Origin of the sequence: Streptomyces sp. NPDC058671, from assembly GCF_042716475.1 — a bacterium.
Classification (GTDB): Bacteria; Actinomycetota; Actinomycetes; order Streptomycetales; family Streptomycetaceae; genus Streptomyces.
In genome coordinates, this window is the sequence record NZ_JBHXSA010000019.1 from 110022 (window position 1) to 127685 (window position 17664).

Sequence of the window (17664 nt, forward strand, 5' to 3'; positions counted from 1 at the left end):
TGTCAACGACCGTCTCGTACCCCGGGATGACTGTGGCGAGGGCGTTGCGGCAGTGTTTCCCGGGCCGTTCCCAGGGCTACGGAGCGACCGGCGATGCGAACTCCGTCACATCGCGCGGGTACCCCGGGGCTGGTACGAGCGTCCGTCGCCGGGCGGTCGGAGGGCCGGAGCCCTTACCCCGCCTGGTTCGTAGGCCTCTCCAAGCCGCAGATGATCAATTCGTAGGTTCGCACGAGCAGCGATGTCTCGGATTTCGCCAATTCGGACCAGTGGTCGAGCGCGTCTACACTCGGAAACGTGCCACGTGGTGACGGTCGACTCAATCACGACTTGCTTCCCGGAGAAAAAGGCCCCCAGGACGCTTGTGGCGTCTTCGGTGTCTGGGCTCCGGGTGAAGAGGTCGCAAAGCTCACGTACTTCGGGCTCTACGCCCTCCAGCATCGGGGCCAGGAATCCGCGGGAATCGCGGTCAGCAACGGCTCCCAGATCCTCGTCTTCAAGGACATGGGCCTCGTGTCCCAGGTCTTCGACGAGACCTCTCTCGGTTCCCTCCAAGGTCATATCGCGGTCGGTCACGCCCGCTACTCGACCACCGGGGCGTCCGTGTGGGAGAACGCGCAGCCGACGTTCCGGGCGACCGCCCGCGGCTCCATCGCGCTCGGCCACAACGGCAACCTGGTGAACACGGCGCAGCTCGCCGAAATGGTCGCCGACCTGCCCAAGAAGGAAGGCCGCGCGACCCGCGTGGCCGCGACCAACGACACCGACCTGCTCACCGCGCTCCTCGCGGCCCAGGTCGACGAGGACGGTGAGCCGCTCACCATCGAGCAGGCCGCCGCGAAGATCCTCCCCGATGTCCGGGGCGCCTTCTCCCTCGTCTTCATGGACGAGCACACGCTCTACGCGGCCCGTGACCCGCAGGGCATCCGCCCGCTGGTCCTCGGCCGCCTCGAGCGCGGCTGGGTCGTCGCGTCGGAGTCCGCCGCCCTCGACATCTGCGGCGCCAGCTACGTCCGCGAGGTCGAGCCGGGCGAGCTGATCGCGATCGACGAGAACGGCATCCGTACCTCGCGATTCGCGGAAGCGAAGCCCAAGGGCTGTGTCTTCGAGTACGTGTACCTGGCCCGCCCGGACACCGACATCGCCGGCCGGAACGTGTACCTCTCCCGTGTGGAGATGGGCCGCCGCCTCGCGAAGGAGGCGCCCGTCGAGGCCGACCTGGTCATAGCGACACCGGAGTCCGGCACCCCGGCCGCCATCGGTTACGCCGAGGCCTCGGGCATCCCCTTCGGCGCGGGCCTGGTGAAGAACGCCTATGTCGGGCGCACCTTCATCCAGCCGTCCCAGACCATCCGCCAGCTCGGCATCCGGCTGAAGCTGAACCCCCTCAAGGACGTCATCAAGGGCAAGCGCCTGGTGGTCGTCGACGACTCGATCGTCCGCGGCAACACCCAGCGCGCCCTCGTCAAGATGCTCCGTGAGGCCGGCGCGGCCGAGATCCACATCCGCATCTCCTCGCCGCCGGTGAAGTGGCCCTGCTTCTTCGGTATCGACTTCGCCACCCGCGCGGAGCTGATCGCCAACGGCATGTCGATCGAGGAGATCGGCAAGTCGCTGGGCGCGGACTCGCTCTCGTACATCTCCATCGACGGGATGATCGAGGCGACGACCATCCAGAAGCCGAACCTCTGCCGTGCCTGCTTCGACGGCGAGTACCCGATGGAGCTCCCCGACCCGGAGCTGCTCGGCAAGCAGCTCCTGGAGACCGAGCTGGCAGCGGGACCGGCCGCCACCGCGGCCGCCGACGCCCTCCGTCGCCCGTAAGAACCCGCTGCGACCCGCAGTACGACGACACGAAAGCTCTGAACCCATGTCTCAGACCACCGGTGCCAGCTACGCGAGCGCGGGCGTCGACATCGAAGCGGGCGACCGCGCCGTCGAACTCATGAAGGAGTGGGTGAAGAAGACGCAGCGTCCCGAGGTCCTCGGCGGCCTCGGCGGCTTCGCCGGCCTCTTCGACGCCTCCGCCCTCAAGCGCTACGAGCGTCCGCTCCTCGCCTCCGCCACCGACGGCGTCGGTACGAAGGTCGACATCGCCCGCCAGATGGGCGTGTACGACACGATCGGCCACGACCTGGTCGCGATGGTGATGGACGACATCGTGGTCTGCGGCGCCGAGCCGCTCTTCATGACCGACTACATCTGCGTGGGCAAGGTCCACCCGGAGCGGGTCGCCGCCATCGTCAAGGGCATCGCCGAGGGCTGCGTCCTCGCCGGCTGCGCCCTGATCGGCGGCGAGACGGCGGAGCACCCGGGCCTCCTCGGCCCGGACGACTTCGACGTCGCCGGCGCGGGCACGGGTGTCGTGGAGTACGACCGGCTGCTCGGCGCCGACCGTATCCGTACGGGGGACGCGGTCATCGCGATGGCGTCCTCGGGTCTTCACTCGAACGGGTACTCGCTCGTCCGGCACGTGGTCTTCGACCGCGCCGGGATGACCCTCGACCAGCAGGTCGAGGAGCTCGGCCGGACCCTGGGCGAGGAGCTCCTGGAGCCCACGAGGATCTACTCGCTCGACTGCCTGGCCCTCACCCGGACCACGGACGTCCACGCGTTCAGCCACATCACGGGCGGCGGCCTCGCGGCCAACCTGGCCCGGGTCGTCCCGGACGGTCTGCACGCCACGGTCGACCGTTCGACCTGGGCGCCGGGCGCGATCTTCGACCTGGTCGGCAAGGCCGGCCAGGTCGAGCGCCTGGAGCTGGAGAAGACGCTGAACATGGGCGTCGGCATGATGGCCGTCGTGCCGGGCGACTCCGTGGACGCGGCCCTGACGACGCTCGAGGACCGGGGCGTCGAGGCCTGGGTCGCGGGCGAGATCACCGAGCGCGGGGCGCACACGACCGGCGCGGAGCTGGTCGGGGACTACGCCCGGTAGGACCGGCGACGCGGACAGTACGACGGCGGGCGCTCCTGAGGGGGCGCCCCGTCCTCGTCCCGCCGTCGGCGCGGTCCGCGCGCGGACAGCACAGAAACCCGGCCGGGAGATCCCGGACCGGGTTTCTGAGGTGCGCTTCAGAAGGTGATGCGATTCAGAAGGTCAAGCGCGACGGGGGGACGACGCGGGACCGGACTCGTCGTCCTCGTCCTCGTCGTCCGTGTTGTAGAGATCCGCGTACTGGGCGTACGGGTCGTCTTCCTCGTCGTCGTCCTCGAACGGCTCGCCATTAGGCGGCTGACTCGAAGTCGAAGCGCCCAGCTCATTGGCCAGACGCGTCAGGTCCGTCCCGCCGCTGCTGTACTTCAGCTGGCGGGCGACCTTGGTCTGCTTGGCCTTTGCCCGGCCGCGCCCCATGGCTCGACCCCCTCGGTGACGGGGCTCGATGGCCCCAGAGTCTTGACACGCGTTCATGAGTCGGAACGGACTCTCGACAGAGAGACCGGTCCGTAGAGCTTCAACGGTACCTGTTTCCGCGGGTCTACGGTACGCCGCGCGCATCACATACCCCGGTACAGAACCATCGAGGTGCCCTTTCCTCGCTGGTCAACCGCGATTTTAACCTCTTCTGGGGGGCCGACCCGCCGAGGGGCGTGAGCGAAGTCTCCCCGTGGGGCGCCACCGGGGCGCCCACGTGCTCTCCGCGCTCACCCCTTCGGCGGCCCGTCCCCCCGCACGGCTCAGCGGCGCCGCGCGTCCGCCATCCGCTGCTCGGCGATCCGGTCGGACGCCGCGGCCGGCGGAATCCCGTCGGCCTTCGCACGTGCGAAGATTTCGAGGGTGGTGTCGAAGATCTTCGTGGCCTTCGCCTTGCAGCGGTCGAAGTCGAAGCCGTGCAGCTCGTCGGCGACCTGGATCACGCCACCGGCGTTGACCACGTAGTCGGGCGCGTAGAGGATGCCGCGCTCCACGAGGTCCTTCTCGATGCCCGGGTGGGCGAGCTGGTTGTTGGCCGCGCCGCAGACGATGCTCGCGGTGAGGAACGGGACGGTCTCCTCGCTGAGGGCGCCGCCGAGCGCGCAGGGCGCGTAGATGTCGAGCCCCTCGACGCGGATCAGCGCGTCGGTGTCGGCGACCACGGTGACCTGCGGGTACTTCTCGGTGATCCGGCGCACCGACTCCTCGCGCACATCGGTGATCGCGACCTCGGCGCCGTCCTTGAGGAGGTGCTCGACGAGGTAGTGGCCGACCTTGCCGACGCCCGCGACGCCGACCTTGCGGCCGCGCAGGGCGGGGTCGCCCCACAGGGTCTGCGCGGAGGCGCGCATGCCCTGGAAGACGCCGAAGGCCGTGAGGACGGAGGAGTCGCCGGCGCCGCCGTTCTCGGGGGAGCGGCCGGTGGTCCACCGGTTCTCGCGGGCGACGACGTCCATGTCGGCGACGTAGGTGCCGACGTCGCAGGCCGTGACGTACCGGCCGCCGAGGGAGGCGACGAAGCGCCCGTAGGCGAGGAGCAGCTCCTCGGTCTTGATCTTCTCCGGGTCGCCGATGATGACGGCCTTGCCGCCGCCGTGGTCGAGACCGGCCATGGCGTTCTTGTACGACATCCCGCGGGCCAGGTTCAGCGCGTCGGCGATCGCCTCGGCCTCCGTGGCGTACGGGTAGAAGCGGGTGCCGCCGAGGGCCGGGCCCAGGGCGGTGGAATGAAGGGCGATGACGGCCTTGAGGCCGGTGGCGCGGTCCTGGCAGAGCACGACTTGCTCGTGGCCACCCTGCTCCGAGTGGAACAGAGTGCGCAGTACGTCAGCAGGAACGCCGGTCACATCGGTCACGGTGGTGACTCCCAAGTACGAAGCGGCGGTTTCGGGCCCCCCTGCGGGTGGGGGAGGACCAGTTCGGCACGAGGGTAAGTCCTACCTGCGCGTAGATCGGGCGCAGTGCTCAGGATCACCCCCTCCTGGAGTACCTCCGTGGAAGGATTCGCGACATGTCGGTCGCCTCCTCGGTCCCCATCCCCTACGCGTCCTATCTGCGGGTGTACGAGCCGCTGACCGCGTTCCCCGAGCCGGAGCGGACCCACTGGGCCCGGTACGCGCGCCGGCCGCGGACTCCCGGGGCCCAGGAGGAGCTGCGGCGTTCGCTGGCGGACCTGCTGGCGACGCCCCCGGTCCCGGTGCCCGTCCACGAGAGCGGGGACGCCTTCGTCGCCCATGTGGACGGGGTGGTGGTGATCTGCCCGTGGCGGACCCGGCTGCGGGCGTGGCTGGCGCTCCAGGACCTGTCGGAGCAGTTCCCCGAGCCTGTGCTGGACGCGATGCTGCCGCCGGTGGTGCGCGTCCAGGTGGCGAGCGACTACGAGCGGTGGCTGAGCGCCAACCCGGACGCGCGGCCGTGGATCCGTACGGCGGTCTGGCAGGTGCCCCTGCGCTGGTTCGCGCTCTTCGGGGACGAGGACCGCCATTACGAGCCGGGAGAGGCCGGGAGCGCGGAGGGGGCGGGCCGGGCGCCGGTGCTGCGCTACCGGACGACGATGGCGCAGGCGCGCCGGCGGCTCGCGCGGGCGCTGCGGGCGCTGCGGGAGTCGATCGACGAGGGTCCGATGACGGAAGGGCTGGTCGAGGTGGGGCGCTGGCTCGAGGAGTTCCATCCGCGGGCGCTCGTGGAGCTGGACTTCGGCGGGCTCGTGCACGCGGTCACGGAGGAGTGGCTGGCCGAGGACCGGTCGGCGGCGCAGATGGCGGAGGGGATCGCGGCGCTGCGGGCCGGCGACGGCGAGGCGGCGGGTGACACGTACGGGCGGCTCGCGGAGCGCTGGCGGGCGGTCAGGGACCTGCGCTTCGCGAATTGACATCAGTCCGGCATCTTCGTCAGGTCGGTATCGACAAGACATGTCCGACCGGTGTAAATGATCTTCATGGGTGTCCGGATCTCGCCTGCCCGAATCTCGGCGCTGGGGTGGGCGGGTCTTTCGGCACCCGTCGGGCGGGGTCATAGGTCCCGATCCGGGCCTTTGGCTCAAGCGTGACGGACAGCACGTAACGCACCCTTGCGCCCATCGCCCATCCTCGTGCCAAAATAGGACAAGGAGTCCGGGGAGGGTTCCTTCCGTCCATCTATGGGCGGATCGCTCGACATTGCACTCTATGGGGGGTCTGGGGACTCCTGATCGCTCTGTGACTGATCGTCACAGACGCGTGACTGTCCGTTATGGCATGGTCCATCGACTTCCGCCGCTGATGAACACCTGCGAGGGCAATTCCATCGGTTTGGCCGACGTGGCTGGACGGATGGTGTAGTTGTAGTGCCGAGGACAAGCCGTTCGTCCTATAACCGACTCGGCCCGCTTCTGCCATTTCGGGCAACGCGGGTCAAGGTGCAGAATTTAGAGGAAAGAACCGAGAAGGTTCGGTTCTCCCGAGGAGGCCGCTCATGACCGCTCGCACCCCTGATGCCGAGCCGCTGCTGACCCCTGCCGAGGTTGCCACGATGTTCCGCGTGGACCCGAAGACGGTGACCCGTTGGGCGAAGGCCGGGAAGCTCACGTCCATCCGCACGCTGGGTGGACACCGCCGCTACCGCGAGGCTGAGGTTCGCGCGCTGCTGGCGGGTATTCCGCAGCAGCGCAGCGAGGCCTGAGGTCGCGCTGACACCCCGCAGTACCCCGTAACACCGGGTCTGTCCGGATCCCCCAATCCGGTCGCCCACCCCTAGCTCTGCCGACGGATTCCTGCCCCAACAGGCCTTCGTCAACGATCGCGCTGGACTCCGCCGGGTCTGGCGCGATCTTCTTTTGTGTCCGGCGCCACTCGTCGCCCGGTGGTGCAATTGCACATATTAAATTGGCCCGGTGTAGGGAGGGTGTAAGTGAAGCGGTTTCTGAAACCACCTCAGTGACTCCCGTCACACCGGTGAAGTCTTGCCAAGGAACAGCCTGCCACTTCCCGGAACGCTCCCAAGCCGCCGTTGGTCATGGGTCGGTGGGACTTTCGTCCTCCGGGGCCGCGGCGGGCTCGTCGGGCCCCTGGAGCTCCTCGGGCTCCGGGAACTCCATGGCGAGCCGCAGGAGGCGATGGCAGACCACGCAGTGGCGCGTGAGGTGCCCGTAGCGCGACGCGGCCGCCAGATGGGCGCGCAGCAGTGCTCGTGTGTCATGCCGTGCTGCGGACGCCGCGGCCATGCGCGACCACCTCCGGTGTGGGCCCCCGATTCCCTGATGTCCGGGGTACCGGCGGACGCGTGGCCACGTCAAGACACGGGAACACAACGAAAGGCCCGCATCTCGCGATGCGGGCCTTTCGTGGAGGCGATCCTGACGGGACTTGAACCCGCGACCTCCACCTTGACAGGGTGGCGAGCTAACCAACTGCTCCACAGGACCTTGCTCGCAGCCCCGTTAAGTGGCTGCGAGGAAGACTGTACAGCAGGTCAGCGGTCGGGTCGAACTCACCGGCGGCCGGGCCCGCCAGGCCCGTTCGAGAAGGCCCGTCAGGGGGCCGCCGCGTCGATGGCCTTCACGATCCGCTTGTCCGACACGGGGTACGCCGTGCCCAGCGCGTGCGCGAAGTAGCTCACCCGCAGCTCCTCGATCATCCAGCGGATGTCGGTGACCTCGGACGGCACCGGGCGGCCCTTCGGGAGCTGTTCGAGGAGCCAGGCGTACTCGTCCTGCATCTCCTGGACCTTCTCCATCCGGGTGGTGTCCCGCTGCACCCCGCTCGGCATCTGCTGGAGCCGCCGGTCCACCGCCACCAGATAGCGCATCAGGTCCGGGAGCCGCTTGAGCCCCGTGCGGGTGACGAAGCCGGCCGGCATCAGCCAGGCGAGCTGCGCGCGCACGTCGGCCAGGTTGGCGATCAGCGCCGGGCTGTTCGTCGACTTCAGCCGGCGCTCGCAGGCCTGCCAGGCCGCCAGGATCTGCTGCACCTGGCCCACCGTCCGTACGGTCGTGTCGACGAGGTCCGCGCGGACCTTGTCGTACAGCTTCCGGAAGGACTCCTCGTCCCACGCCGGCCCGCCGTGGTCCGCGATCAGCCGGTCGGCGGCGGCCATGGCGCAGTCGTCGAAGAGGGCCTGGATCGAGCCGTGCGGGTTCGAGGACAGGGCCAGCTTCTGCTGGTTGGTCAGCTTGTCCGAGGCGAACTTCGCCGGATTCACCGGGATGTTCAGCATGATCAGCTTCCGGGTGCCCCGCCACATCGCCCGCTCCTGCTCGGCCTCCGTGTCGAAGAGCCGTACGGCGACGGTCACGCCCTCGTCCACGAGCGCCGGGTACGCCTTGACCGGCTGGCCGCCCCGCTTGGTCTCGAAGACCTTCGTGAGACTGCCGATCGTCCAGTCCGTGAGCCCCGTGCGCTCCAGGGAGGGCCCGGAGCCGTCCGGGCCGCCCGTGGCGGCCGCGGCGGCCTGTGAGAGGGCCTTACGGGCCTTGGGGCGCAGCTGCAGCCGCAGGGTCTCCAGGTCCTTGTCCTCGGCGAGCTTGCGACGTCGCTCGTCGACGATCCGGAACGTCACCTTGAGGTGGTCGGGGACCTTCGCCCAGTCGAAGTCCTCGGCGGTGAGCGGCACGCCGACCATCCGCTGGAGCTCGCGGGCGAGCGCCCCCGTCAGCGGCTCCTGCACGGGCACGACCGCGTCCAGGAAGCGGGACGCGAAGTTCGGCGCGGGGACGTAGTGCCGGCGGATCGGCTTCGGCAGGGAGCGGATCAGCTCCGTGACGACCTCCGCGCGCAGCCCCGGGATCTGCCACTCGAAGCCCTCGTCCGTGACCTGGTTGAGCACCTGGAGCGGGACGTGGACGGTCACGCCGTCGGCGTCGGCGCCCGGCTCGAACTGGTACGTCACCCGGAACTTCAGCGCCCCCTGCCGCCACGAGTCCGGGTAGTCGTCCTTGGTGACCGCCCCCGCCTTCTCGTTGATGAGCATCTCGCGCTCGAAGTCGAGGAACTCCGGCTCCTCGTGACGCTTGTGCTTCCACCAGGAGTCGAAGTGGGCGCCCGACACGACGTGTTCGGGGACGCGCCTGTCGTAGAAGTCGAACAGCGTCTCGTCGTCGACGAGGATGTCCCGGCGGCGGGCCCGGTGCTCCAGCTCCTCGACCTCGGTGAGGAGCTTGCGGTTGTCCGCGAAGAACTTGTGGTGGGTGCGCCAGTCGCCCTCGACCAGCGCGTTCCTGATGAACAGGTCGCGGGAGACCTCCGGGTCGATCCGCCCGTAGTTCACCTTGCGGTCGGCGACGATCGGCACGCCGTACAGCGTCACCTTCTCGAAGGCCATCACGGCCGCCTGGTCCTTCTCCCAGTGCGGCTCGCTGTACGTCTTCTTCACCAGGTGCTGGGCGAGCGGCTCGATCCACTCGGGCTCCACGCGCGCGTTGACCCGGGCCCACAGCCGCGAGGTCTCCACCAGCTCGGCGGACATGACGAAACGCGGGGGCTTCTTGAAGAGCGCCGAACCGGGGAAGATCGCGAACTTGGCGCTGCGGGCGCCCAGGTAGTCGTTCTTCGCGCCGTCCTTGATGTCCTTCATGCCGATGTGGCTGAGGAGACCCGCGAGGAGGGACACGTGCACGGACTGCTCCGGCGCGTCCTCCTCGTTGAGGTGGATGCCCATCTGCTTGGCCACGGTCCGCAGCTGGGCGTAGATGTCCTGCCACTCGCGGATCCGCAGGAAGTTCAGGTACTCCTGCTTGCACATCCGCCGGAAGGAGCTGGAACCGCGCTCCTTCTGCTGCTCGCGGACGTACCGCCAGAGGTTCAGGTACGCGAGGAAGTCGCTGGTCTCGTCCTTGAACCGGGCGTGCTGCTGGTCGGCCTGCGTCTGCTTCTCCGCCGGCCGCTCGCGCGGGTCCTGGATGGAGAGCGCGGCCGCGATCACCATGACCTCGCGGGCACAGCCGTTCTTCTCGGCCTCCAGGACCATCCGGGCGAGCCGGGGGTCGACGGGCAGCTGGGACAGCCTCCGGCCCTGCGGGGTGAGGCGCTTCTTCGGGTCCTTCTCGTCCGGGTCGATGGCGCCGAGCTCCTGGAGGAGCTGCACGCCGTCCCGGATGTTCCGGTGGTCCGGCGGGTCGATGAAGGGGAACTTCTCGATCTCGCCGAGGCCGGCGGCGGTCATCTGGAGGATGACGGACGCCAGGTTCGTCCGGAGGATCTCGGCGTCCGTGAACTCCGGCCGCGAGAGGAAGTCGTCCTCCGAGTACAGCCGGATGCAGATGCCGTCGGACGTACGGCCGCACCGGCCCTTGCGCTGGTTGGCGCTGGCCTGGCTGACGGGCTCGATCGGCAGCCGCTGCACCTTGGTCCGGTGCGAGTAGCGCGAGATGCGGGCGGTGCCCGGATCGATCACGTACTTGATGCCGGGAACGGTCAGGGAGGTCTCCGCGACGTTCGTGGCGAGGACGATCCGGCGGCCCGAGTGCGCCTGGAAGACCCGGTGCTGCTCGGCGTGGCTCAGCCGGGCGTAGAGGGGGAGCACCTCGGTGCCGCGGAGGTTGCGCTTGAGGAGCGCGTCCGCGGTGTCGCGGATCTCGCGCTCACCGGAGAGGAAGACGAGGACGTCGCCGGGGCCCTCCGCCTGGAGCTCGTCGACGGCCTCGCAGATCGCGGTGATCTGGTCGCGGTCGGACTCCTCGGAGTCCTCTTCGAGCAGGGGCCGGTACCGGACCTCGACGGGGTACGTGCGTCCGCTCACCTCGACGATCGGGGCGTCCCCGAAGTGCCGGGAGAAACGCTCCGGGTCGATCGTCGCGGAGGTGATCACGACCTTCAGGTCGGGGCGCTTCGGCAGCAGCTGGGCCAGATAGCCGAGCAGGAAGTCGATGTTGAGAGACCGCTCGTGGGCCTCGTCGATGATGATCGTGTCGTACGCGCGCAGCTCGCGGTCCGTCTGGATCTCGGCGAGCAGGATGCCGTCCGTCATCAGCTTCACGAAGGTCGCGTCGGGGTTCACCTGGTCGGTGAAGCGGACCTTCCAGCCGACGGCCTCGCCCAGCGGGGTCCGCAGCTCCTCGGCCACCCGCTCGGCGACCGTACGGGCCGCGATCCGGCGGGGCTGGGTGTGCCCGATCATGCCCCGGACGCCCCGGCCGAGCTCCAGGCAGATCTTGGGAATCTGGGTGGTCTTGCCGGAGCCCGTCTCACCGGCGACGATCACGACCTGGTGGTCGCGTATCGCCTCCAGGATCTCGTCCTTCTTCTGTGAGACGGGCAGCTGCTCGGGATACGTGACCGGGGGCACGCGGGCGGCGCGCCCGTCGACCCGCTCCTTGGCCTTGGCCGCCTCGACGGCGATCTCGTCCAGGACGGCCGCGCGGGCCTCGGGCTTGCGGATGCGGCGGGCGCCTTCGAGACGGCGGCCGAGCCGGTGGGAGTCCCGCAGCGAGACCTCGGCCAGGACGGACTGGAGGGCGGCGAAGGAAGTAGACATACGGGATCCAGGATCGCACCTGTGGCCGAGAAGCGGCGAACCGATTTACGAGTGGCCGCTCCGGAGCCGATGACGGCCGGTCTCCGGGACGGCTTCCACGGGGCCGCCGGACTCGCGGAGTGCGTACTATTTCGGGCACGTCGTCCGGACCGGAGAGGTCTCGCATGTTCCGCACCACCCGCGCGCTCGCGGCGTTCGCCGCGCTCGCGGGACTGGTGCTGGGCCTCCTGGTGTGCGGAGCGGCGGCCCAGGCCGCGCCCGCGCCGGGCCCGCTCCTGGTGGGGGCCGCCGTCCCCGGCTGCGATCCCGGTCACCCCGCCGACGAAGGGGCCGCGGGTCCCGCCGTACCGCCGCGGGCGCACGGCGTCGCGGAGCTGCTGCCCGCGCTCGCCGCCGACCGGACGCCGTGCGGGGCCCGGCCGGACCCGGACGTGCGGGCCGCGGCACCGGGGCGGGAGCCACCCGCGCGCGTACCGCCGTCTCCCGTGGAGCTGTCGGTCCTGAGGGTGTAGACGGACGGCCGCCCTCCGTCCCTCTTCTCCGTACCGCCCTTCCAGGAGCACGTCCGCATGCCCAAGTCCAAGCCGGTCGTCATCGTCTCCGGCGTCGCCGTCGCCGCCGCGCTGCTCGGCTTCGTCTCGTTCACCGCCACCAAGCCGTCGTCACCCGGCGCCTCCGGCTCCCCGGCCGTCGCCGAGGTGTCCGTCGACCCGTCCGCCGGCGTCTACCCCGAACTGGAGGCCTACGCCCGCCGCGACGCCTCCGACAGGCTCGCGATCGGCCGGGCCGACGCACCCGTCGTCCTCATCGAGTACGCCGACTTCAAGTGCGGCTACTGCGGGAAGTTCGCCCGCGACACCGAGCCGGTCCTCATCGACAGGTACGTCGCCGACGGCACGCTGCGCATCGAGTGGCGGAACTTCCCGATCTTCGGCGAGGAGTCGGAGGCCGTCGCCCGCGCCTCCTGGGCGGCCGGGCAGCAGGGCCGGTTCTGGCAGTTCCACAAGGCCGCCTACGCGGAGGGCGCCAAGGAGAAGGGCTTCGGCAAGGACCGGCTCGCCGCCCTCGCCGAGGAGGCGGGCGTCCCCGACGCGGCCAGGTTCGCGAAGGACACCGACGGGCCCGCGGCCCGCGCGGCCGTCCGAGAGGACCAGGAGCAGGGGTACGCCCTCGGCGCCACCTCCACCCCGTCCTTCCTCGTCAACGGCCGGCCGATCGCCGGCGCCCAGCCCCTGGAGACCTTCACGGAGACGATCGAGGCGGCGGCCAGGAGCGCCGCCGCGAAGGGCAGGCCGTGACCTCGGGCATCGGCTATTTCGCCGCCTTCCTCGGCGGGCTGCTCGCCCTCCTCAGCCCGTGCAGCGCCCTGCTCCTGCCCGCCTTCTTCGCGTATTCGATCGACACGCGCGCGAAGCTGACGGCGAGGACCGCCGTCCTCTACGCGGGCCTGGCGACCACCCTCGTCCCGCTCGGCGCGGCCGGCTCCTTCGCCGGCCGCCTCTTCTACGGCCACCGGGACCTCCTCGTCACCGCCGGCGGCTGGCTGATCATCGGTCTCGGCGTCCTGCAGATCCTCGGCCTCGGCTTCGCCTCCCGCCGGATCGCCGAGGCGAGCGGCCGGATCCGCCCCACGTCGGCGCTGTCCGTCTACGCCCTCGGCCTGGTCTACGGACTCGCGGGCTTCTGCGCGGGCCCGATCCTGGGCAGCGTCCTGACGGTGGCGGCGCTGAGCGGCAGCCCGGCGTACGGCGGCCTGCTCCTCGCCGTGTACGCGCTCGGCATGGCGGTCCCGCTGTTCGTCCTGGCGCTGCTGTGGGAGCGGTACGACCTGGGCCGGCGGTCCTGGCTCCGCGGCCGCCCGGTCCGGCTCGGCCGGCTCACGCTCCACTCGACCTCACTGCTCTCGGGCCTGTTCTTCGTCGCCCTCGGGGCGCTGTTCCTGGGCTTCGACGGGACGACCGCCCTGCCGGGCCCGCTGTCGGTGGACGACTCGTTCGCGGTGGAGCAGCGGGTGGCCTCACTGGGCCGCGCGGTCCCGGACTGGGCGCTGCTGGTCGCCGTGGTGGCCGTGGTGGCGCTGGTGCTCACGGTGCGGGGCAGGAGGGGGAACCGGACGCGGGAGGGCGAGGAGGTGTGACGGTACGGGGGAGGGGCGCGGGCCCCTCCCCCGGAGACCCGCCTTCTCTCCGGACGCACGACGAAGGCCCCGCTCTTTCGAACGGGGCCTTCTGTTTGTGGCTGGGGCCGGGGTCGAACCGGCGACCTATCGCTTTTCAGGCGATCGCTCGTACCAACTGAGCTACCCAGCCACGAAGCCGTTTCCAGCTTCAGCGATCCTGACGGGACTTGAACCCGCGACCTCCACCTTGACAGGGTGGCGAGCTAACCAACTGCTCCACAGGACCTTGCTATGTGCGAGCACTAGTCTCGCACACGGTAATGCGTACCCCCAACGGGATTCGAACCCGTGCTACCGCCTTGAAAGGGCGGCGTCCTGGGCCACTAGACGATGAGGGCTGGAGACCCACCTTCGTGCTTCTCAGCGCGTCGGGGACGTGAGAAGCATATGGGATCCCGGCCGCTATCGCCAAAACGGTTTCCCCCCGGGGGAGAATGGGCGCGTGCTGGAGATGACGCGTGAGGAGTTCGAGGAGCTTGTCGCCGAGGCCCTGGACCGGATCCCGCCGGAGTTGACGCGGCTGATGGACAACGTGGCCGTGTTCGTGGAGGACGAGCCCGCCCCCGACGACCCCGAGCTGCTCGGGCTCTACGAGGGGACGCCGCTGACCGAGCGCGGTGAGTGGTACGCCGGTGTGCTGCCGGACCGGATCACGATCTACCGGGGGCCGACGCTGCGGATGTGCGAGTCGCGCGAGGACGTGGTCGCGGAGACGGAGATCACCGTGGTGCACGAGATCGCCCACCACTTCGGCATCGACGACGAACGGCTCCACGCGCTGGGCTACGGCTGAGCCGGCACGGCCCCGGGGCCGTGACCCCCGGGGCCGTGCGGCCGCGCGTCGCGGGTCGCGGTCGGGCCGAGCGCCCGGTGGGGGGCCGTGTCCCTTGCGACGCCGGGGGAGTTGGGCAGTGTGACGCGTTCCGTTCCTGCCTGTTGTGTCCCTGGAGGTGCCCCCGTGCGCCATTTGCCCACCCCGGTGAGATGGGCCGCCACCGCGCTGGCCGTCGCGGCCTGTGCCGGTCTGAGCGGCTGTATGAGTGTGAGTGACGACGCGAAGCCGACGCCCGGCGCGTCCGGCGGGAAGCGGGGCGTGGCGACCGAGTCCGGTGGCGGTGACGCCGGAGCCCCCGGCGGCGACGGCGGCTCCCGGGGCGGCCGGCCCGACGCGGGCGGACCGGACGCGGCCGGCGCGGGTACGGCGTCCCCGGTGCCGAGCGGCTCGTCCTCGGGCACCGCGAAGCCCTCCCCGGGCGCCGTCCTGCCCGTGGAGGGCCCGGACGGGCGCGGTGGGCCGTCGAAGCCGCAGCCGACCGGCGGTGGCCATCACGGTCCGGGCGGCGGCGCGGGCGGTGCCTCGGGGGGGAACGGGAGCGGCGGCAGCGGCGGCGGGAACCACGGCGGGGGCGGCGACGGCGGGAGCGGAGGCGGTGGCGGCAGCGCCGGCGGCTCCGGCGCTCCGGGTGGCGGGGTCACGCCCACGCCCGAGCCGACCGAACCGAGTCCGGAGCCGACGCCGGAACCGACCGTGCCGACCCCCGAGCCGACGCCGGAACCGACCTCGAACCCCACCGATCCGCCGACCCCCGGGCCCGAGCCCCAGCTGGGTGCGATGCGGGCGGCGGAAGGGCTGGAGATGCACCCCGAGCCGACGGCATCTCCGCAGGTCGGACCGGTGTGACGGAGTCCGGTTTGCCATAGGCGGGGGAGGGTGCGTATGGTAGTAGATCGTTTGATCCCATTGCCCGGCGCCGACACAGAAGAGCGCCGTGTGGCGCGTACTCTCCCTAGCCGTGGCTGACCGCATTGAGGCGGTCGATTTGCGAATTCACGGAGTTGACGGGCGCGTGCCGAGACTCCGGAAGGTTTCGCATTTCGCATGTCCATTTTCAGTTCTGACCACGCCGTCATGCTCGAGAACGACGAGATCGTCGAGGCCGTAGAGGTCACCGAGATCGTCCAGTTCGAGGCCGACGACCTCGTCGACACGGTCGACACCCTCGACGCGCTCGACACCGACGCCGACCTCGACGACTCCGTCGAGGAGCCGGCCGAGCCCACCGTCACCTTCGGCGACCTCGGTCTGCCGGAGGGCGTCGTGCGCAAGCTCGCGCAGAACGGCGTCAGCACCCCCTTCCCGATCCAGGCCGCGACCATCCCGGACGCCCTGGCCGGCAAGGACATCCTGGGCCGTGGCCGCACCGGCTCCGGCAAGACCCTCTCCTTCGGTCTGCCGCTGCTCGCCACCCTGTCCGGTGGTCACACCGACAAGAAGAAGCCCCGCGGCATCATCCTCACGCCGACCCGTGAGCTCGCGATGCAGGTCGCGGACGCCCTCCAGCCGTACGGCGACGTGCTCGGCCTCAAGATGAAGGTCGTCTGCGGCGGTACCTCCATGAGCAACCAGATCTACGCTCTGGAGCGCGGTGTCGACGTCCTCGTCGCCACCCCGGGCCGACTGCGCGACATCATCAACCGCGGCGCCTGCTCCCTCGAGAACGTCAAGATCGCCGTCCTCGACGAGGCCGACCAGATGGCCGACCTGGGCTTCCTGCCCGAGGTCACCGAGCTGCTCGACCAGATCCCCGGCGGCGGTCAGCGCATGCTCTTCTCCGCCACCATGGAGAACGAGATCGGCACCCTGGTCAAGCGCTACCTCACCGACCCCGTCACGCACGAGGTCGACAGCGCGCAGGGCAACGTCACGACCATGACGCACCACGTCCTCGTCGTGAAGCCGAAGGACAAGGCGCCGGTCACCGCCGCCATCGCCGCCCGCAAGGGCCGCACGATCATCTTCGTCCGCACCCAGCTGGGCGCCGACCGCATCGCCGAGCAGCTCCAGGACACCGGCGTCAAGGCCGACGCGCTGCACGGCGGCATGACGCAGGGCGCCCGCACCCGCGTCCTCGAAGACTTCAAGAAGGGCTACGTCAACGCGCTCGTCGCGACCGACGTCGCCGCCCGAGGCATCCACGTCGACGGCATCGACCTGGTCCTCAACGTGGACCCGGCCGGCGACCACAAGGACTACCTGCACCGCTCGGGCCGTACCGCCCGTGCCGGCCGCTCCGGTGTCGTGGTCTCCCTGGCCCTGCCGCACCAGCGCCGCCAGATCTTCCGTCTGATGGAGGACGCGGGCGTCGACGCCTCGCGCCACATCGTCGGCGGCGCCGGCGCGTTCGACCCGGAGGTCGCCGAGATCACCGGCGCCCGTTCGCTGACCGAGGTCCAGGCCGACTCGGCGAACAACGCCGCCAAGCAGGCCGAGCGCGAGGTCGTCGACCTGACCAAGCAGCTGGAGCGCCTCAAGGGTCGCGCCGTCGAGCTCCGCGAGGAGGCCGACCGTCTGGTGGCCCGCGCCGCCCGTGAGCGCGGTGAGGACCCGGAGGCGGCCATCGCCGAGGTGACCGAGGCCGCCGAGGCCGAGGTCGCGGCCGCCGCCGTGGAGGCCGAGCGTGCCGCGCGTGCGGAGGAGCAGCGCCGCGAGGAGCGCCCGGCCCGCGACGACCGGGGCAACTACGAGCGTCGTGACCGTGGCGGCTTCAACCGCGACGACCGCGGCGACCGCGGCGGTGACCGCGGAGGCTTCCGTGGCGGCGACCGTGGCGGTTTCCGCCGTGACAACGACCGTCCGTCCGGTGGCTTCCGTGGCGGTGACCGTCCGTCCGGTGGCTTCCGCCGTGACGACCGTCCGTCGGGCGGCTTCAACCGTGACGACCGTGGCGGCCGTTCCTTCGAGCGTCGCGACAACGACCGTCCGTCCGGTGGCTTCAACCGTGACGACCGTGGCGCGGGCCGTTCCTTCGAGCGCCGTGACAACGACCGTCCGGCCGGCGGCCACCGCGGCAGCGACCGTCCGTTCAACCGTGACCGTCGCGACGAGCGCCCGGCGACCGGCGGCTTCCGCTCGGGCGGCGACCGTCCGTTCGCCCGTCGTGACGACCACCGTGGCGGCGACTCCCGCGGCACCGGCTCGACCGGCGGCTCCTCCTTCGGCCGCCGCGACGACAAGCCGCGCTGGAAGCGCAACGGCTGATCAGGCCTGAAGCACTGAGCAGGGCCCGTACGACACTTCGGTGACGTACGGGCCCTGTCCCGTTCCGGCCCCCCTTCCCCGTCT

At 70.5% G+C, this 17664-nt stretch carries 14 protein-coding genes and 4 tRNA genes; 10 read left to right on the forward strand and 8 right to left on the reverse strand.

Translation table 11 applies throughout. The features are described from left to right. The first annotated feature begins 297 nt into the window (after positions 1-297). Both purF and purM read left to right on the forward strand, forming a co-directional pair. Positions 298-1824: an amidophosphoribosyltransferase gene (gene purF, locus ACFWV2_RS23540; protein ID WP_384407325.1), complete on the forward strand. Its 1527-nt coding sequence runs from the start codon at positions 298-300 to the stop codon at positions 1822-1824. Positions 1825-1870: 46 nt separating this feature from the next. Continuing rightward, positions 1871-2938 (forward strand): phosphoribosylformylglycinamidine cyclo-ligase, encoded by a 1068-nt coding sequence (purM, locus tag ACFWV2_RS23545; protein ID WP_384407327.1) that lies wholly within the window; start codon positions 1871-1873, stop codon positions 2936-2938. 162 nt (positions 2939-3100) lie between these two features. Here the strand turns inward: purM and ACFWV2_RS23550 are convergent, their stop codons facing one another. Next, the gene (locus tag ACFWV2_RS23550) at positions 3101-3355 is read right to left on the reverse strand and encodes a DUF3073 domain-containing protein (protein ID WP_030221379.1); all 255 of its coding nucleotides are present in this window, start codon (positions 3353-3355) and stop codon (positions 3101-3103) included. Between the two features lie 323 nt (positions 3356-3678). Further along, positions 3679-4770, reverse strand: a complete 1092-nt coding sequence (locus ACFWV2_RS23555; RefSeq protein WP_384407329.1) for a Leu/Phe/Val dehydrogenase — start codon at positions 4768-4770, stop codon at positions 3679-3681. Between the two features lie 155 nt (positions 4771-4925). Between ACFWV2_RS23555 and ACFWV2_RS23560 the strand changes: the two genes are divergently transcribed. Together ACFWV2_RS23560 and bldC are read left to right on the forward strand one after the other, a co-directional pair. Next, positions 4926-5786 (forward strand): hypothetical protein, encoded by an 861-nt coding sequence (locus ACFWV2_RS23560; protein WP_384407331.1) that lies wholly within the window; start codon positions 4926-4928, stop codon positions 5784-5786. Between the two features lie 581 nt (positions 5787-6367). Continuing rightward, positions 6368-6574 (forward strand): developmental transcriptional regulator BldC, encoded by a 207-nt coding sequence (gene bldC, locus ACFWV2_RS23565; RefSeq protein WP_003949541.1) that lies wholly within the window; start codon positions 6368-6370, stop codon positions 6572-6574. Between the two features lie 331 nt (positions 6575-6905). Here the strand turns inward: bldC and ACFWV2_RS23570 are convergent, their stop codons facing one another. From ACFWV2_RS23570 to hrpA, 3 genes are all read right to left on the reverse strand, one after another. After that, the gene (locus ACFWV2_RS23570) at positions 6906-7115 is read right to left on the reverse strand and encodes a DUF6274 family protein (protein WP_384407333.1); all 210 of its coding nucleotides are present in this window, start codon (positions 7113-7115) and stop codon (positions 6906-6908) included. A 127-nt stretch (positions 7116-7242) separates the two neighbouring features. Continuing rightward, positions 7243-7316 (reverse strand) — tRNA-Asp (locus ACFWV2_RS23575). Positions 7317-7423: 107 nt separating this feature from the next. Continuing rightward, entirely contained in the window at positions 7424-11362 is a 3939-nt protein-coding gene (gene hrpA, locus ACFWV2_RS23580) for an ATP-dependent RNA helicase HrpA (RefSeq protein ID WP_384407335.1), read from the reverse strand. A 164-nt stretch (positions 11363-11526) separates the two neighbouring features. Here hrpA and ACFWV2_RS23585 point away from each other — a divergent pair, with 164 nt between their 5' ends. From ACFWV2_RS23585 to ACFWV2_RS23595, 3 genes are read left to right on the forward strand one after another with little or no spacing between them, the layout of a single operon-like run. Beyond that, complete coding sequence (locus ACFWV2_RS23585; RefSeq protein ID WP_384407337.1) at positions 11527-11874, forward strand: hypothetical protein; 348 nt, start codon at positions 11527-11529, stop codon at positions 11872-11874. A gap of 57 nt (positions 11875-11931) precedes the next feature. Beyond that, a complete protein-coding gene (locus ACFWV2_RS23590; protein WP_384407339.1) occupies positions 11932-12660 on the forward strand; it encodes a DsbA family protein in 729 nt (242 codons plus the stop codon). Further along, complete coding sequence (locus tag ACFWV2_RS23595; protein ID WP_384407341.1) at positions 12657-13499, forward strand: cytochrome c biogenesis CcdA family protein; 843 nt, start codon at positions 12657-12659, stop codon at positions 13497-13499. Before ACFWV2_RS23590 ends, ACFWV2_RS23595 begins: the two co-directional genes overlap by 4 nt. Positions 13500-13597: 98 nt before the next feature. Here the strand turns inward: ACFWV2_RS23595 and ACFWV2_RS23600 are convergent. The 3 genes from ACFWV2_RS23600 to ACFWV2_RS23610 form a co-directional block, all read right to left on the reverse strand. Next, a tRNA-Phe gene (locus ACFWV2_RS23600) sits at positions 13598-13671 on the reverse strand. Between the two features lie 22 nt (positions 13672-13693). Then, positions 13694-13767, reverse strand: a tRNA-Asp gene (locus tag ACFWV2_RS23605). Positions 13768-13806: 39 nt separating this feature from the next. Continuing rightward, a tRNA-Glu gene (locus ACFWV2_RS23610) sits at positions 13807-13879 on the reverse strand. A 104-nt stretch (positions 13880-13983) separates the two neighbouring features. On the opposite strand from ACFWV2_RS23610, the gene ACFWV2_RS23615 reads away from it, so the two are divergent. From ACFWV2_RS23615 to ACFWV2_RS23625, 3 genes are all read left to right on the forward strand, one after another. Further along, a complete protein-coding gene (locus ACFWV2_RS23615) occupies positions 13984-14334 on the forward strand; it encodes a metallopeptidase family protein (RefSeq protein ID WP_033208941.1) in 351 nt (116 codons plus the stop codon). A gap of 165 nt (positions 14335-14499) precedes the next feature. Continuing rightward, positions 14500-15222 carry a hypothetical protein gene (locus ACFWV2_RS23620; RefSeq protein ID WP_384407343.1) on the forward strand — a complete coding sequence of 241 codons (723 nt, stop codon included), beginning with the start codon at positions 14500-14502 and terminating at the stop codon, positions 15220-15222. A 198-nt stretch (positions 15223-15420) separates the two neighbouring features. Next, a complete protein-coding gene (locus ACFWV2_RS23625; protein WP_384407345.1) occupies positions 15421-17580 on the forward strand; it encodes a DEAD/DEAH box helicase in 2160 nt (719 codons plus the stop codon). Positions 17581-17664: the final 84 nt, after the last annotated feature.

Bases quoted from the DNA above. Each gene is read 5' to 3' on its own strand.
- ACFWV2_RS23590 (WP_384407339.1), top strand. From the start codon at position 11,932: ATGCCCAAGTCCAAGCCGGTCGTCATCGTCTCCGGCGTCGCCGTCGCC.
- ACFWV2_RS23585 (WP_384407337.1), top strand. From the start codon at position 11,527: ATGTTCCGCACCACCCGCGCGCTCGCGGCGTTCGCCGCGCTCGCGGGA.
- purM (WP_384407327.1), top strand. From the start codon at position 1,871: ATGTCTCAGACCACCGGTGCCAGCTACGCGAGCGCGGGCGTCGACATC.
- ACFWV2_RS23550 (WP_030221379.1), bottom strand. From the start codon at position 3,355: ATGGGGCGCGGCCGGGCAAAGGCCAAGCAGACCAAGGTCGCCCGCCAG.
- ACFWV2_RS23560 (WP_384407331.1), top strand. From the start codon at position 4,926: ATGTCGGTCGCCTCCTCGGTCCCCATCCCCTACGCGTCCTATCTGCGG.
- ACFWV2_RS23570 (WP_384407333.1), bottom strand. From the start codon at position 7,115: ATGGCCGCGGCGTCCGCAGCACGGCATGACACACGAGCACTGCTGCGC.
- ACFWV2_RS23625 (WP_384407345.1), top strand. From the start codon at position 15,421: ATGTCCATTTTCAGTTCTGACCACGCCGTCATGCTCGAGAACGACGAG.
- bldC (WP_003949541.1), top strand. From the start codon at position 6,368: ATGACCGCTCGCACCCCTGATGCCGAGCCGCTGCTGACCCCTGCCGAG.
- hrpA (WP_384407335.1), bottom strand. From the start codon at position 11,362: ATGTCTACTTCCTTCGCCGCCCTCCAGTCCGTCCTGGCCGAGGTCTCG.